General features: G+C 60.5%; 12 protein-coding genes and 1 tRNA gene. 4 read left to right on the top strand and 9 right to left on the bottom strand.

All coding sequences use genetic code 11. From position 1 onward, the window contains the following. Positions 1 to 11 precede the first annotated feature (11 nt). Genes BKY26_RS13515 through BKY26_RS13505 form a run of 3 tightly spaced genes read left to right on the top strand, consistent with a single transcriptional unit; the run spans position 12 to position 2,465 of the window. Positions 12 to 1,073 (top strand): KpsE/RkpR family capsule polysaccharide export protein, encoded by a 1,062-nt coding sequence (locus BKY26_RS13515; RefSeq protein WP_245764457.1) that lies wholly within the window; start codon positions 12 to 14, stop codon positions 1,071 to 1,073. A gap of 13 nt (positions 1,074 to 1,086) precedes the next feature. Beyond that, entirely contained in the window at positions 1,087 to 1,746 is a 660-nt protein-coding gene (locus BKY26_RS13510; protein ID WP_071690914.1) for an ABC transporter ATP-binding protein, read from the top strand. Next, positions 1,743 to 2,465, top strand: coding sequence for an alpha/beta hydrolase (locus BKY26_RS13505; protein WP_071690913.1), 723 nt, complete (start codon positions 1,743 to 1,745; stop codon positions 2,463 to 2,465). Before BKY26_RS13510 ends, BKY26_RS13505 begins: the two co-directional genes overlap by 4 nt. Positions 2,466 to 2,607: 142 nt before the next feature. Here the strand turns inward: BKY26_RS13505 and BKY26_RS13500 are convergent, their stop codons facing one another. The 4 genes from BKY26_RS13500 to BKY26_RS13485 all read right to left on the bottom strand — a co-directional run bounded on the left by BKY26_RS13500 (position 2,608) and on the right by BKY26_RS13485 (position 7,865). Then, a complete protein-coding gene (locus BKY26_RS13500) occupies positions 2,608 to 2,883 on the bottom strand; it encodes a hypothetical protein (RefSeq protein WP_127561864.1) in 276 nt (91 codons plus the stop codon). 149 nt (positions 2,884 to 3,032) lie between these two features. After that, positions 3,033 to 3,701, bottom strand: coding sequence for a YjbF family lipoprotein (locus tag BKY26_RS13495; RefSeq protein ID WP_158514341.1), 669 nt, complete (start codon positions 3,699 to 3,701; stop codon positions 3,033 to 3,035). Next, the gene (locus BKY26_RS13490) at positions 3,698 to 5,860 is read right to left on the bottom strand and encodes a YjbH domain-containing protein (protein ID WP_131541869.1); all 2,163 of its coding nucleotides are present in this window, start codon (positions 5,858 to 5,860) and stop codon (positions 3,698 to 3,700) included. The genes BKY26_RS13495 and BKY26_RS13490 overlap by 4 nt, the downstream gene beginning before the upstream one ends. 124 nt (positions 5,861 to 5,984) lie before the next feature. Continuing rightward, positions 5,985 to 7,865: a polysaccharide biosynthesis protein gene (locus BKY26_RS13485; protein ID WP_071690910.1), complete on the bottom strand. Its 1,881-nt coding sequence runs from the start codon at positions 7,863 to 7,865 to the stop codon at positions 5,985 to 5,987. Between the two features lie 357 nt (positions 7,866 to 8,222). Between BKY26_RS13485 and BKY26_RS13480 the strand changes: the two genes are divergently transcribed. Next, entirely contained in the window at positions 8,223 to 9,248 is a 1,026-nt protein-coding gene (locus tag BKY26_RS13480) for an NAD-dependent epimerase/dehydratase family protein (RefSeq protein ID WP_071690909.1), read from the top strand. A gap of 64 nt (positions 9,249 to 9,312) precedes the next feature. On the opposite strand, the gene BKY26_RS13475 is transcribed toward BKY26_RS13480, so the two are convergent. From BKY26_RS13475 to BKY26_RS13455, 5 genes are all read right to left on the bottom strand, one after another. After that, positions 9,313 to 9,388, bottom strand: a tRNA-Trp gene (locus BKY26_RS13475). A gap of 38 nt (positions 9,389 to 9,426) precedes the next feature. Beyond that, positions 9,427 to 10,617 carry a cation:proton antiporter gene (locus tag BKY26_RS13470; RefSeq protein WP_071690908.1) on the bottom strand — a complete coding sequence of 397 codons (1,191 nt, stop codon included), beginning with the start codon at positions 10,615 to 10,617 and terminating at the stop codon, positions 9,427 to 9,429. A 44-nt stretch (positions 10,618 to 10,661) separates the two neighbouring features. Next, a complete protein-coding gene (locus BKY26_RS13465; RefSeq protein ID WP_071690907.1) occupies positions 10,662 to 10,952 on the bottom strand; it encodes a hypothetical protein in 291 nt (96 codons plus the stop codon). A gap of 96 nt (positions 10,953 to 11,048) precedes the next feature. Beyond that, positions 11,049 to 11,696, bottom strand: a complete 648-nt coding sequence (locus BKY26_RS13460; RefSeq protein WP_083431449.1) for a CatB-related O-acetyltransferase — start codon at positions 11,694 to 11,696, stop codon at positions 11,049 to 11,051. Between the two features lie 154 nt (positions 11,697 to 11,850). Next, positions 11,851 to 14,106 (bottom strand): choice-of-anchor F family protein, encoded by a 2,256-nt coding sequence (locus BKY26_RS13455; RefSeq protein WP_071690906.1) that lies wholly within the window; start codon positions 14,104 to 14,106, stop codon positions 11,851 to 11,853. Positions 14,107 to 14,521 lie beyond the last annotated feature (415 nt).

Genomic DNA, 14,521 nt, shown 5'->3' with positions numbered 1-14,521 from the left:
CCCTGCTGATCATGGTCATTCTGCCGACGGCAATCTCGGCCTACTACCTGTGGTTCCGCGCTGCTGACCAGTATATTTCCCGTGTCGGCTTTTCGGTGCGCACCGAGGATTCCAGTTCTGCAATCGAGCTTTTGGGCGGCATCACGAACCTGTCCGGGTCAAGCTCTTCCGATACGGATATCCTCTATGAATTCCTGCAAAGTCAGGAGCTTGTCGAAAGAATCGACACGGAACTCGATCTCCGGTCGATCTGGTCGCGCGTGGACCCTGCCGACGATCCGGTTTTCGCCTACCACGCGCCGGGCACGATCGAGGACCTGCTTGATCATTGGGACCGCCAGGTGCGCATCTATTATGCCAGCGGCACCGGCCTGATCGACCTTGAAGTTCTGGCCTTCACACCCCAGGACGCACGGTCGATTGCTCAGCTGATTTTCGAAGAGAGCAGCGCCATGATCAACCAGCTCTCGGCCATCGCCCGAGAGGATGCGATCAGCTACGCCCGAGACGAGCTGGATCAGGCAGAGGAGCGCCTCGCCCGCGCACGGATCGCCCTCGCTGAATGGCGCAACGAAAACCAGACGGTTGATCCGACGGCTGACACGGCTGGCCAGATGGGTCTGGTGACAAACCTGCAGGCGCAACTGGCCGAAGCGCTGATCGAGCTTGATATTCTTCGGGACACAACCACGCGGGACGATGACCCGAGGATTACCCAGGCAGAGCGCCGTATCACGGTTATCGAGAACCGCATCGAAGCAGAGCGCGCTGTCCTTGGCACAAGTGGGGCGGGGGGTGTGGCCTTTGCCGATCTCGTCGGCGAATACGAGCGCCTGCAGGTCGACCGCGAGTTTGCCGAGCAGGCCTACACCACCGCCCTCGCGGCCTTCGATGGTGCCCGGAACGAGGCTCGACGGCAGAGCCGCTACCTTGCGGCCCATGTGCGACCGTCCTTGGCGGAAAGCTCCGGCTTTCCGGATCGACCGGTAAAGCTGATCACGATCTCCATCTTTGCCTTCCTGATCTGGACCGTGGTAATTCTCGTGGCATACAGCCTGAGAGACAGACGGTGACGAGACCGAAAAGATGATCGAGTTTCGAAACCTGCGAAAAGAGTTCGTCCTGAACGGGCGGCGCAGGGTCGTGATCGACAACCTGAACATTGCCCTGCCAACCAACAGTTCGGTGGCTCTTCTGGGGCGCAACGGGGCTGGGAAGTCGACACTTCTGCAGCTGATCTCGGGCGCTATGGATCCAACGTCAGGCGAAATCAGGTCCAGCGGCTCGATCTCGTGGCCGGTCGGCTTTGCGGGATCGTTCCACCCGGATCTGACGGGCTTCCAAAACACCAAGTTCATTGCCCGTGTCTACGGGGTCGACACGGAAGAGCTCGCTGCTTTTGTCGAAGAATTCGCCGAACTTGGGCAGCACTACTACCTGCCGTTCAGATCCTATTCTTCGGGCATGCGATCTCGCCTGTCTTTCGGGGTATCCATGGGAATTCCGTTCGACACCTATCTGGTGGACGAAGTGACCTCGGTGGGTGACATGGCTTTCCGTGAGAAAAGCCAAAGATTGTTCCTGGAGCGCATGGAAACAGCCGGCGCGTTCATGGTGAGCCACAATACAGAGCAACTACGCGATATGTGCGACGTCGGTGTGGTTCTGGAAGGGGGGCGCGCCATCTATTACGAAGACCTTGATGAAGCCATCGAACATCACAACCGCAACATGATGGGCTCGTGAAGCAAGGGACGAATCCGCTGCATTTCTCCTCAACCAGAATTCGCTGGCGCCAATCCGCGTTGGTGCGCCCGGCAAGCGTAAGGGAAAAGGCCCGGATCCTCGCCTTTCACGGCGGCGGTGGCGTGGATGGACGACCGGAGATGCTGGTCCCCTTCTGCACGGAGCTTGCAAGGGATCACCCGGAACTGACCATTATCGCTGCCGAATACCGAACGCTGAACCGGAACAGGGCAACGCTGAAACAGATGCTGGCCGATGCCAGCCATGCACTGAACTGGAGCCGCCGAAAAGCGCCGCCCGAGTCGAGGCTGTTCGTCATGGGCGCGTCGTTTGGTGGCCTTCTGGCGCTGGATGCGGTGTTTGCTGCGCCCAACCGGGTAAGCGGCCTTATTCTGCTTAATCCGGTGGCGGATACTGGGAAGGGTGGCTTCTGCAATCGCGTTATCCCGCCCGAAGGCCTTCCGGACATATCTCCGATGCAGCGATGGAAAGGCTGGCACCGGATGAACAGCCTGCGCTGCCTGACGGTTCACGGCAGTGACGACAGTGTTGTTCCGATCGCCACCTCAAAGGCTTTCTGCGCCTTGTGGCCGCCGGATCGTTGCAGCTTCGTGGGATATCCGAATGTTGGGCATGGGTTCTTCAACCTGCCCGCACACAGCCCGTCTGTTTCCGAACTGATCCACGAGTTCATGGGATCGGACGGTCAGTCTGGCTAGGTCGCCCCCCGGCAGGCCGTCCGATGATCCGGCCGCGCAGCACGCGCGTCATTGCCCTGATCGCGATACGACGGCGAACGCGCTTACAAAGAAAAGGGCGGCCCAAAGGAGCCGCCCGAATTCTTTTCGTCTGGCGAACGGATCAGCTGCCAGAGGTCGTGGTCGAAGAGGAACCATCGCCGATCAGGACCGCGGTCAGGATCAGGCCGCCACCGGCAGCAAGAAGGCCACCGCTGCCTGCGACGGTGCCAAGACCGGTTGCAGTTGCAGTCGCAGCAGCACTACCACCGGGCAGCCAGCCCAATGCGCGCGCTTCGTCTTCCTGAGCTGCGGTCAGTTCGCACTCAGCTTCTACCAGATCGACATTGCCGCCGAGCTGTTCACACTGGTCCACGGTAAGAGCGCTTGCGGCGGTCACGCAGAATGCGGAAACGGCCGTAGCTGCAAAAATGGTTTTCGAGATTTTCATCGGGTCAGTCTCCAATACACTACTTGTCTTCAGCTAACACGATGGCTGTCGTGATTCAATCCGCGCAAGCGCGTCTCGGCTGATTTTTGCGATAGATGCTAGTTTATCACGCGTTCCAGATTGGCATAGCCCAATTCCGGACCAGCCCATTGACGCGATTGCCACAAATCACCGTCGCTTCCTTGCCAATAGGTGTTCACGAAAACCGGTGTGTCACGCCCATCCGCATGACATGTCTCGCTGAACCGGCGGGTGGCGTAGCTGCGACCAAGGATGTCGACCGTTTCGCTGCCTTCGGGAGTGAGCGAGCAATACAGACGAATCGCGTGAAGCTGCCCCTCGCCGTCAAGCGCCCGGAACAGGCGGGAATACTCTGCCGGCTGCCCCTGTGACAGGGCGCGGTGCAGCGCCTCGGTCTCCAGGCTGTGCAGATCGGTGCCGAATCCCCGCGTATTCCGCAACAGGCCAGCGGCGGTGCTGACAGTGTTGCCATCGAGGCTGCGCCAGATGGTAACATCGCGGTTCGTGCCGTATTCCAGCAAACCCACCGAAATACCCGCATCCGGCATACGGACAACAAGCACAGGGGCCGTGATGCCCGCCTCGGCCAACGAGGCGCGTGTTGCCGTAAACTGCGATGGCGCATCGCCACGGTTGAACAAGCCGCCGCGGATCTGCTCGAACGCGGCCGCATACGGGCTGTTCGCCGCGTCCTGCCCGCATCCCGCAAGTGCCAAGAGCGCCATGAGTGCCAGAACTCGCTTCATCGCCACACCTGCGCCCATTGATCGTCGATATTACCTAGGTGCCCATCCCGGACCCGTTCATAAAGACGGTCAGGCACGCCAAGCCGCGCCCCGCCATCCCTGGTGATAGGCCGGATCGTGGTGCCGACGGACTGACGGCTCGGCTGCCCGGTGAACCAGGTCACAGGTATCGAGAAGCGGATGCCCTTGTCGAAGCTGCCTTCGCCGAAATCCTCGGTCGACACATCGGTCAGGGTCATGAAGGCACCAACGCGCCAGCCATTGCGGAACTCCCGGTCGATGGACAATGTGGCACCCCAGTCCCCGGCAAGGTAGCGACCGGCATCGATCTGGACGTGATAGCCATTGGCCATGTCGTAATAGGCCGAAACATGCCCGGTCACGACGCCGTAATCCCTGAAACCCAGCCCCATATCGTAGTCACGCTGTCGGGCATAGTTGATCTCGGCCCCAAGCGCGAGGCGACTGTTGACCGGGCGCCACAGCAGTTCGGCTGACAGGCCGCCATACATCCGCTCCAGATACCCAACGGTCACACGGCCATAGAGATCATTGCCGAGGCTGCGGGCATGAGAAAAGGTCAGCCGTTCCACCGCAATGCCGGTCTGCCGGTCGTAAAGCGGGCTACTGGTCCGGACCGGCGGCAGATTAGACGGCGAGGTGCGCGCCTGATCGAGATTGCCAGCCAGTCTCTGGGTCAATGCGCCGTCAATTCGCCATCCGGGATGAAACTCGTAGGACGCAGACAGGCGCACGCCCAGGTTGATGAGTATGGGATTGTCAGGATCAAAGTAGCTGGTCCGCGTGTAGGGCCTCAGAGACCAGTCGAAGCGGGGGAACATGCCATCCACAAGGTCTTCCGCCTCGGTCGGCTGCGCAGCCCGCAGGCCTGCAACCGCCTGAAGCGCCTCGATTGCATTCGGTTCCTGCTCCAGCGCCTCCATATCCGACCGGCGCAATGTCAGGGTAGAGACGGCCAGACCTTCGTCCAGCAGGGTGATATGGAAGGTTTCGACCGAAGGTGGCAGGATTTCCGCCATCACCCGCGCGGAACGGCCAAGCGCCTGCGCAACAGCGGTGTAGCGGGTATTCTCGATCCGGATCTCTGCCTCATAGGCCCCCAGATCATATGCGATAAGGTCCTGCCCCTCGGCTTCGAGCGCTTCCCTAAGCCGTTCCCCGAGCGCAGGGCGCGCACGCGGGTTCTCTACCCAGTCCGCGGTCCAAAGGTCAGGGTTTTCAGCCGGATCGGGACGGATGGCCAACGGGCCGGGAACCGGGCGATTGCTGACTGGCGTAACGGGACGGCTTGGATTGAAGCTGAAAGCGAGGTTCACACCGACTTCGGACCCATAGAGATAGTAGGCCCCCAATCGAAGCGAGCGGTTTACCTGGTACTCGATACCAAAGTTCCACGGTGACCGGCGTTCGAACACGCCCTGTGCGGTTTCGGTCCGGTAGGCGTCCGAGGAATACTCGACGATCACCCCAAGCCGGTCTGTCGGTTGCCATTCGATGCCACCAAAGAAAGCCGCCTGCCCCCGAAACCACTGATCGTATGAGATTTCGCCGCCGGTATCGCCGGGCACAAAGCTCGGCCGCACATTGCTGAATGGTGCGCCGAAGGAATTGTAGCTGCCCAAACGACCCCAACCAACACCGCCGGTCACGGTAAGCGTATCCCCGAATGACCGGCTGGCGACAATGTATTCGCCCGCGTAGATCCCGGTGCCCACGAAATCCTGCAAACCGATGGCGACAGAAGGCCACCAGCCGCCCTCCTGCTGCTGCAATAGCTGGTAGCGCAGGTCGAAACTGCGGTCGAAATAGGTTTCGAACCCGGCAAGGTTCAGCCCCTCAGTCGCGGAGTAACGGAACGATCCTGACAGTCTGGGCGATATCTGAAAGCTCAGCGTATTGCGGGTGATGCCGCCGAAATGCGAGATCGTGGTCGAGAATTCGCCGTCCGGCATGACCTCGGCCGATGGCATGTCGATCAGGCCAGCGGTGCCATAGAAGTTGAGCGTGGGGCGCGGGCCTGACACAGGGGTGCCGATGATATCGGCCTGCGCAACAGAGCCGAAGAGACCGCCAAGGAGCACCGTGACGGCTGCAATGGCAGGTTTTGCAATACCCCCGAAATCTAGAAATCCGCGCACACCCGTTCTCCTGCTTTGAGGTTCTTAGACCACGCGCGCCGGGGCATGATCAAGCTTGCGCCTCTGCCGCTTCGGACGCTTTTGCCCGAAGCGCGTCTTTCGGGTGACAGACCTCGATCAAAGCTTAATTGCCACCATGAAGGGTCGCTGCATTCTGTTGGTCGCGGCCCTCGATCCAACGATCGAGCACCGCAAATGCAGCTGCCTTATCGCCGCCGGAAATCGCCTCGCGCAAGCTGCGCAAGGCCGATGCCACCTCGATCTCGGACAAGGCCTGTTCTCGGGCAGCAAAGATCTTGGGGTGAGCCGTGGTCAGCCGATCCTTGCTAAGCGTCAACTCCTCGCGGAGCTTCTCACCCTGACGCAGCCCGATGAAGGAAATCTCGATATCCCCGTCTGGGTTGTTTTCGTCCCGCACGGTGTATCCGGAACTCTCGATGACCTGTCGGGCAAGCCGTTCAATGGATACCTCTTCGCCCATGTCCAGAACGAATACCTCGCCGCCAGAGGCCATGGCCCCGGCGCGCAGGACCAGATGCACGGCTTCGCGGACCGTCATGAAATAACGGCGAACGTCCTTGTGGGTCACGGTGACCGGTCCGCCGCGGCTGATCTGCTCCTGAAAGATCGGCACGACGGAGCCAGAGGATCCGAGCACATTGCCGAACCGGACGATCGAGAAAACCGTCCCAGTGGTGCGAATGGCCAGATCCTGCACAACCAGTTCCGCCAGCCGTTTCGAGGCGCCCATTACGGAGGACGGGCGCACGGCCTTGTCCGACGACACGAGCACGAAACGTTCTACGCCGGCGGACTCGGCCTCTCTTGCGAGGGTTTGGGTCCCCAGAACGTTGTTGGACAATCCCGACAGGGGGTTCGCCTCGACCAGGGAAACATGTTTGTAGGCGGCTGCGTGCACGACGATCTGCACATGGTATTCGTCCAGAACCAACCGAACCTGCCGCGCGTCCGCTACCGAGCCCAGGACAGAGACCAGCTCCACACCCGATTCCTCGGCCATAGGACGCAGTTCCATGTCGATATTGAACAGGGCATATTCGCTCAATTCATACAGGATGAGCTTCTTGGGACGGCAGGCCAGGACCTGACGCGACAGCTCTGCCCCGATAGAACCGCCTGCGCCGGAGATCAGGACCGTGCGGCCGGAATAGCTGTTTCCCTCATCCCCAAGCGAGGTGACAACGGGTGCCCGGCCGAGGAACTGGGCGGGCTTTACCGGGGTCAGCTTCTCGACCAGCGGCTCTTCCCCGATCAGCTGCGCGAAGGAGGGGAGAGTCTGCACCTCCAGCCCCATTTTTTGCAGGCGCCGCGCAATCTGTGCCTGCTTGGGTTGGCTGAGAGACGGGATCGCCAGAAGGACCCGGCGAATGCTCTTTTCCTGAACGATCCGCGCAATACTGGCAGGCGTGTAGACCGGCAGACCGGCGATCAGAACGCCCTGCAGGGCGGTATTGTCATCCACGAACGCAACCGGGTCGATCCCCTCATGAGTTCTCAGGGCTGTGGCCAACTGGGTGCCCGTGGTGCCTGCCCCGTAGATCAACACCCTGCATCGCGGAATTTCACGCCGGTAGATCGCAACCACGACCTGGTACATGACAACACGACTGACCGCCGAGAACATGAAGAAGCAGATTGCGAAGACGATGCTGTTCCCAATCGGAATACTCAATTGGAAAAGCCACCCCAATCCCGCCAGACTTGCCCCGAGATAAGCGGCGAAAACAGCCGTCTTCGCCAGAGCCCGCCCTTCATAGGCATTGAGCTGGATCTGCGGAATGCCCAGGGCGATGGCAACGCCAGCCGCGACAGCCAGCAGATACGGCAGCACGGGAAGAAGCAGCGACAGGGTTTCCAGAGGCGTGCGCGGATCCGCCTGAACCGCAAAGGTAAAAACAAGCGCAAGCGGGACCAGGCAAAGGTCGAGGATCAGAAGGACGTTTCTTTTCTGATTTCGCGTCAGGGATTTGACCAGGCTCAGCATGCAGAACTACCTACGGACTTAATAAACCGCGAAACATTCGCAGGATCACTTTCAGAATGCCTTTTTTTGGGCATTCGCCCATAAAAAGCCGTTTCGAGTGACAACAGAAACGCACAATGCCACTTTTTCAGCCTCTTTGACTTTAGCGATCCCTGTCATGAGGCACAAGAAGTCTCTCGCCGCCGCGCGGTATGCTGCCGAATATACCACTATACCCAAGGCGAATACGTGTCCGGTTGGTGCCAGGCATCTCAGCGCAGCGAAGCGGCATGTGAGCTATCAGTTTTCAAAGCTGCTGCAAGCCTGTACACAACTGCAAAAAACCACGATTTTCATTAGATGACGAAGGCCTTTCACATGCCCCAACCACAGCGCACCGCACTTGTGACGGGGTCTGCCGGTTTCATCGGCTTTCACCTCTCGTCGACGCTTCTGAATGCCGGATGGCGGGTGATCGGCGTGGACGCGATGACCGACTACTACGACGTCGCGCTCAAGGAAAAGCGGCAGGCGATGCTGTGCCAGTCGCGCAGTTTTCGCGCCGTCAATGACAGGATCGAACAGCCCGGCCTGCTGGAAACGCTGTTTTCCGACCATCGCCCCGATGCGGTCATCCACCTCGCGGCGCAGGCTGGGGTGCGCTATTCCATCGAGGCACCGGAAAGCTATGTCGAGGCCAACCTGATTGGCACCTTCCGCCTGCTGGAAGCCGCACGCGCCTATCCGCCCGCGCATCTGCTGCTGGCCTCCACCAGTTCGGTCTACGGCGCGAACCCGGACATGCCCTATGCGGAAACGGACAAGGCCGACACCCAGATGTCTTTCTATGCGGCCACCAAGAAGGCCAATGAGGCCATGGCGCATAGCTATGCACATCTCTACGGTCTGCCCACTACGATGTTCCGTTTCTTCACGGTCTACGGTCCGTGGGGACGGCCCGACATGGCGCTGTTCAAATTCACACGCGCGATTCTGTCGGATGAGCCGATCGACGTCTACAACCACGGCAAGATGCAGCGGGATTTCACCTATGTGGATGATCTCGTTGCCGGAATCGAGAAGCTGATCGACGTTGCCCCGGTTCGCCCGACCGATGGCGCCGCACTACCGGAGGGCGACAGCCTGTCGCCCGTCGCCCCCTATCGGGTCGTCAATATCGGGAATTCCAACCCGGTCCCGTTGATGGAGTTCATCGCGGCAATCGAAGCGGCAACCGGTCGCGCAGCCCGCAAGAACATGATGGCCATGCAACCCGGCGACGTGCCCGCGACATGGGCGAATACCACGCTTCTGAAGCGCCTGACCGGCCACACGCCATCCACCTCGGTTACGGATGGCGTAGCACGGTTCGTCGAGTGGTACCGAGACTACTACGAGCTGTGACCGCGCGGGGCCTTCGGGCAGGATCGAAAGAAAAAGCCCGGCGAGAACCGCCGGGCTTTTCGAGTGGCAGGGGCGGCAGGATTCGAACCCGCGGCCTGCGGATTTGGAATCCGCTGCTCTACCAACTGAGCTACACCCCTGTACTGGAGCCATCGGTTAAGCCATCGCTCAGGCGGAATCAAGGCCCGTTTGCAGGCGGCTGGCCGCTTTCTTTCCCGGCAACGCGGCGCAACGCAAATAGCGTGGCAGGTGGGCCCAGAAGCTCGAACACGACCGTTGTTCCGATGGTCAGCGTTATGATCGTATCCCCCCAGTCGGGGAAGCTTTCCGCCGCGACCAGCGCCATGCCGATCGCCACGCCAGCCTGCGGCAGAAGGGCGATACCGAACCAGGGGCGTTCAACTGCGCTTTCCCCCCCAAGCCACGCGCCGATCCAGCCGCCGACAATGCGCGCTGCAATGCGCAGCGCCAGATAGGCCAGCCCGAGACCGCCCATGGTGGCCAGGTGCCCCAGTTCAAGCGACACGCCCGCCAGCAGAAAGAACAGCACCATGAAGGGCCATCGGGCATTCTCGATCTCGTGGAAGGCCTGCCGGTGATGCCGGGCGAAATTGACGATCAGCATGCCCGCCGTCATCCCCGCAAGCAGGTAAGAGACCTCCAGCCAGATCGCCAGCCCTGCGGTCAGAAAGACAAGGCCGAGCGCCTCGGTCTGCAAGGGTTCCCCCGGTTTGATCCGGCCCGTCAGCATCGCCCCCGGAACCCCGATGAAAGCCCCGAGCAGCAGCGCCCCACCGATTTCGCGCAGCGCGTCCAGCAATACCCCTTCGTGGCCGTTGCCATATAGCTCGCCCGCTGCAACAGCCATCAGGCTGAAGGCGAGCAGACCCCAGGCGTCATCCACGGCGACGATGCCGCGCAGCTTGTCGGGGAAAGCGCCGGTCATGCCCGACTGGCGGATCGCGTCCTCGGTCGCGGCGGGCGCGGTGGCGGTGGCAATCGCCCCCAGAAGCAGGGCCAGACCGAGCGGGACGCCGATCAGTGCCAGACCACCCGCAACGACCAGCAACGTCACCAGCACGATGCTGATTGAAATCACCACGATCTCGGTCCCGTGCGCGGCAAGGTTTCGGCGGGTCAATGCGCTGCCAAGCAGGAACGCGACCATGGTCAGGGCCGAAACAGACAGGAATTCGTACCACTCCTCGGCCTCTGAAGGCACGAGATCCAGCCCCGATCTGCCCGCAACCACACCAGCCAGCAGCAGCAACGTCACGCGGGGCAAGCGTGTACGCCGCCCGATCTCATCGGCGGCAAGCCCAACCAGAAACAGGACGCCAAGTGTCAGAAGGGTAAGATCGAGTCTCATGTCCGCAAGCTAGCAGCGGACAGGGCGCAAGACATTGCGCGAGATCAGAGTGCCGCCAGATTGCGCCCGAACAAGAGCTCATCCAGCCCCCCGAGAATGGCAATGACCTGACCCCGGATTCGGGAAGGCGGGCGACTGCTGTGCAGAACGGCATGAAGCGATGCAATCTGTCCCGCCGACAGGGACCGTACATCGACCCCCTGCACATAGTTCGGCAATTCTTGCTCCACAGACAGGATCAACTGTTCGCTCACGCGCTGTTGCGCATCCGCAGGGGCACCCCCTCCGATCAGCGCGAGGGTGAGGGCAAATGCAGTCAGGGTGGAACGGATCATGGTGTCGTACCTTTTGAATGTCCTGGGTCAGCCTATCACGGGCTGACCCAGGGGGCCATGCTTTGGCCGGGGTATGCGGGGAAAGCTGCCGATGCCTCACTCGCCTTGCAGAAGGCGCAGGTTGCCCGCGCACAGGGCCTCCTCGTTCTGCAAGATGCGTTCAATCGGCCAGTCCCACCAGCAAAGCTCCAGCAGGCGGGCGATGATGTCCTCTGGAAACCGCATTCGGATCACCTGTGCGGGATTGCCCGCGACAATGGCATAGGGCGGAATATCACCCGACACGACCGCGCCGCTGCCGATGATGCAGCCACTGCCGATCCGGGCACCGGGCAGCACCCGCACCCCCTGCCCCAGCCACACATCATGGCCGATCACCGTGTCGGGACCAGGCCCCGGCATCGAGGGCCGTCCGGCAGCAGGCCCGCCTCCGAAGATCGCGAAGGGGAAGCTGGTGAACCCGTCATAGCGGTGATTGGCCGAAGCGGTGATGAACTGCACCCCGTCGGCAATCTGGCAGAACTTGCCGATAATCAGCCGCTCGGGCGAGAAATCATAGAGATAGGGCGCAAGGTGAAATGCCCAATCCGATGGGGGATGGTGGGCGCTGGCATAGCTGTAGGCCCCGATGTCCCATCGGGGGTGGTCGATCACGGGCTTGAGAAAAACGGTGCCCGCGTGAACGCTGCCATCGGGCAAGGGAACCGGGTGCACGGTGTCTGGCGAGGGGTATAGGTCATCCATGGAATGGGCCTTTCTTGTCTGAATGGAAACGGTTCAGATCGCGGCTTTGTCCATGACACCCTCCATGTTTCAGCATGTCGTTTTAACTCAAGACGTCATGAAAAGAAAGGCCACCCGAAGGCGGCCTCTCCACTGACAGGATGCGTTCCGTATCTCAGAACGACATGCGCAGGCTCAGCCCGACGCGGTGCTCTTCGTAGCCATCGTTGAACAAAGAGCCCTGATATTCCAGCCCGACATCCATCATGTTCCCGGAATTGCCCGCGAAGCTATAGTGCAGACCAAAACCGACATCGATCCATTCGGCATCGACGCTGTCCACCGGGGTCATGATAGCCGGAAGGTTTGACCCTGCGAACCCGCCGCTGACCATCATGTCGCCACCACTACGGCTTGCATATGCAATACCGCCAGTGAACCGAAGCGCATCTCCACTTGCCGTGATCGAGGAGTATTCTGCGCTCAATCCGGCACGGCTGACCAGCATCTCGCTATCCTGTGCACCTACCGTCAGGTTGAAAATCCCGGCACCGGTTTCGGTAAACTCATCCACCCGAAGATCGTAGTATTCGACCGACGCCATGGGACCGAAAGCCAAGTTGCCAGACTGCATCATCCAGGACGCCTCCAGGCCTGCAAACATCGCCTGACCGTCTGTAGATCCCAGTGCAGTCTGGTTAATGCCACCAAAGGCAATGTTGCGGACGGAATCGAAGGACAGGGACTGATAACCGATCGCCGCTTGAAGGTGGGCCGTGCCGCCGCTGAACGCTCCGGAATAGCGAGCAAAACCCGTCGCGCCGAAGGACGTGGCATCAATGGACCCGCGATTGGCCATGATATCTGCCTCGCCGTTCTGGCCACTCAGCATGACCCCGAGCGACCATCCATCAGCAAGGGACAGTTCCACACCAGCGTGCACCCCCGAAGTCGACGTTGAGTATCCGGCGGAGTTGAGCGTCCGTTCCGTGTCGGACCCAGAACCGGTGAGCGCAACAAAGGCCTCGGCGGTCTCGCTCATCATCCAGCGACCTGCACCGCTCGTCACCATTTCGCTGTCGGCATTGCCCGAGAGAGGAGAGCCAAGAGCAAAGAGCGCATTGGATCCGAATTCGTAGCTGACCCCTCCATAGGCTCCCAGAAAACTGTGCCCAAGCGATTCCAGCGCCAGTTGACGTTCTGCTTCCGTGGGCAGCGCCATCACCTCGTCAACCAGGGCCAGGTAGGCCGGATCGGCATTCAGGAAAGGCACGTTTGCCGCGTCAAGGCTACCAGCCACCGCGAACTGGAACGGACTGCCCGCCGCTTCCACGATGGGAGCAAATGTCGGCACGACGCGGATTGTGAATTCGCCGATCTGTATGTCACCCACATCGAGGTTGAAGTTCATGTTGAGGTTCGACAGATCCTCGATCGGCAGGACTTCGAACAACTCACCGCTTTCCATCAGCGCGGCAACGTCGGCAGGAACCTCACCGCCCGCTACATAGCTGAGCTCCGACCGATCCGCGAGCCCCAGGGCGGCCGCAAGAGCGTCGAGGCGCGGCTCCGCATCGATTGCATTGGCGTTCATGTTGCCCCAGACCCAGGCGCCGTTGCCGCCGTCAGCACGATTGTCGTACCAGGCGATCAGGGCATCCTCGTCGGTTGTGTCCGCCACGGTCTCGTCCCAGAACATCCCGTCGGGCAGCATGTTTCGCGATAGCAGCATATCCCCGAACAGCGCCGAATGGTCTGCGTTGGTCAGATCGTAGATCGTCAGAATCGTCCCATCATCACTCTGAGATACGATGTATCCTGCCCGGTCCGTGCTGAAAAAGCCGATATCTCCCTCCTGGCCGCCGTTTCCGAACAGACCGTCAGGGAACCAGACGCGCTGCAAGGGCGACTGACCTTCGCCGGAACCGTCCAAAAAGGGCCAGTCAACGGCCTGTCCGCTCAGGGCTGACAGCTGATCAAAGAGCACGGCATTGCTGGGGTCGCTTGGATCCATGGCAACGAAGCCATCCCCTGTGCCGGTCCCCAGAACAAGTTGAAGACTCTCGATCCGCGCCCCCGTGGTGTTCGACGTCTTCGCAAAGTTGAAATACTCTGTGATTCCACCGCTCGATGCAGTGGTGAACACAAGATCCATGGGACCATTGCCGGTCAGGAAGGTTTTGTACCGGTTGCCCGTTCCCGGACCTTCTGCGCATCCAGAACCGGGCTGCGACGACCGAAGGCAGTTCGGTACGCCGGCCGGGGAGAACCCGTTGCCAACGAAATCATCATTATTCGGCGCGCCGGTCACGGCTGCGATCCCTGGCTCGACCACTCCTTCCTCTTCGTCAGCAAGAACAAAGCCAAGCCCGACAGGCCCGACAAAGTCCTCGATCGTACCTGCTGCAACTGCAGTGGTCGACAAAAGCATCACTGTAAGGGCTGTAATATGCGGTCGAAAGATGGACCCTGCATTCCCCATTTCTAAGTCTCCTAGTTCGATCTGTCCGAACAGGGCTCGCGGGCTGAATACCGGGTTGCGAGCCTACTTCCGATGGTTGCTACCGACATACGAAAAGACTCGCTACGACCCTCAAAAGATCGAATCTATAAACTTTAGGCAATGACAATTTTATCATTGCGAAGCAAAGTTGCGCGGCGGCAACGCCTGCCGATCGCAACGCTGTTTCAAGGTAAAAAAGCCGCCCTTTTGGGCGGCCTTTGCATTGATCTTGGCGATCTGGTCGCTCAGACTTTCATGACAAAGGCCCCTCGAGGGGGCCTTTGCGGTATCGGTTTAGGCGTTTCGGCCCGAGGGCCAGAACCGCTTATGCGAGGATCTTCGA

It is taken from the genome of Nioella sediminis (genome assembly GCF_001879695.1).
Taxonomy (GTDB): domain Bacteria; phylum Pseudomonadota; class Alphaproteobacteria; order Rhodobacterales; family Rhodobacteraceae; genus Nioella; species Nioella sediminis.
Note: the sequence above shows the minus strand (reverse complement) of the source record. Positions and strands in the feature narration are given on the sequence as shown.

Bases quoted from the DNA above. Each gene is read 5' to 3' on its own strand.
- BKY26_RS13515 (WP_245764457.1), top strand. From the start codon at position 12: ATGGTCATTCTGCCGACGGCAATCTCGGCCTACTACCTGTGGTTCCGC.
- BKY26_RS13510 (WP_071690914.1), top strand. From the start codon at position 1,087: ATGATCGAGTTTCGAAACCTGCGAAAAGAGTTCGTCCTGAACGGGCGG.
- BKY26_RS13495 (WP_158514341.1), bottom strand. From the start codon at position 3,701: ATGAAGCGAGTTCTGGCACTCATGGCGCTCTTGGCACTTGCGGGATGC.
- BKY26_RS13485 (WP_071690910.1), bottom strand. From the start codon at position 7,865: ATGCTGAGCCTGGTCAAATCCCTGACGCGAAATCAGAAAAGAAACGTC.
- BKY26_RS13480 (WP_071690909.1), top strand. From the start codon at position 8,223: ATGCCCCAACCACAGCGCACCGCACTTGTGACGGGGTCTGCCGGTTTC.
- BKY26_RS13470 (WP_071690908.1), bottom strand. From the start codon at position 10,617: ATGAGACTCGATCTTACCCTTCTGACACTTGGCGTCCTGTTTCTGGTT.
- BKY26_RS13465 (WP_071690907.1), bottom strand. From the start codon at position 10,952: ATGATCCGTTCCACCCTGACTGCATTTGCCCTCACCCTCGCGCTGATC.
- BKY26_RS13460 (WP_083431449.1), bottom strand. From the start codon at position 11,696: ATGGATGACCTATACCCCTCGCCAGACACCGTGCACCCGGTTCCCTTG.
- BKY26_RS13455 (WP_071690906.1), bottom strand. From the start codon at position 14,106: ATGCTTTTGTCGACCACTGCAGTTGCAGCAGGTACGATCGAGGACTTT.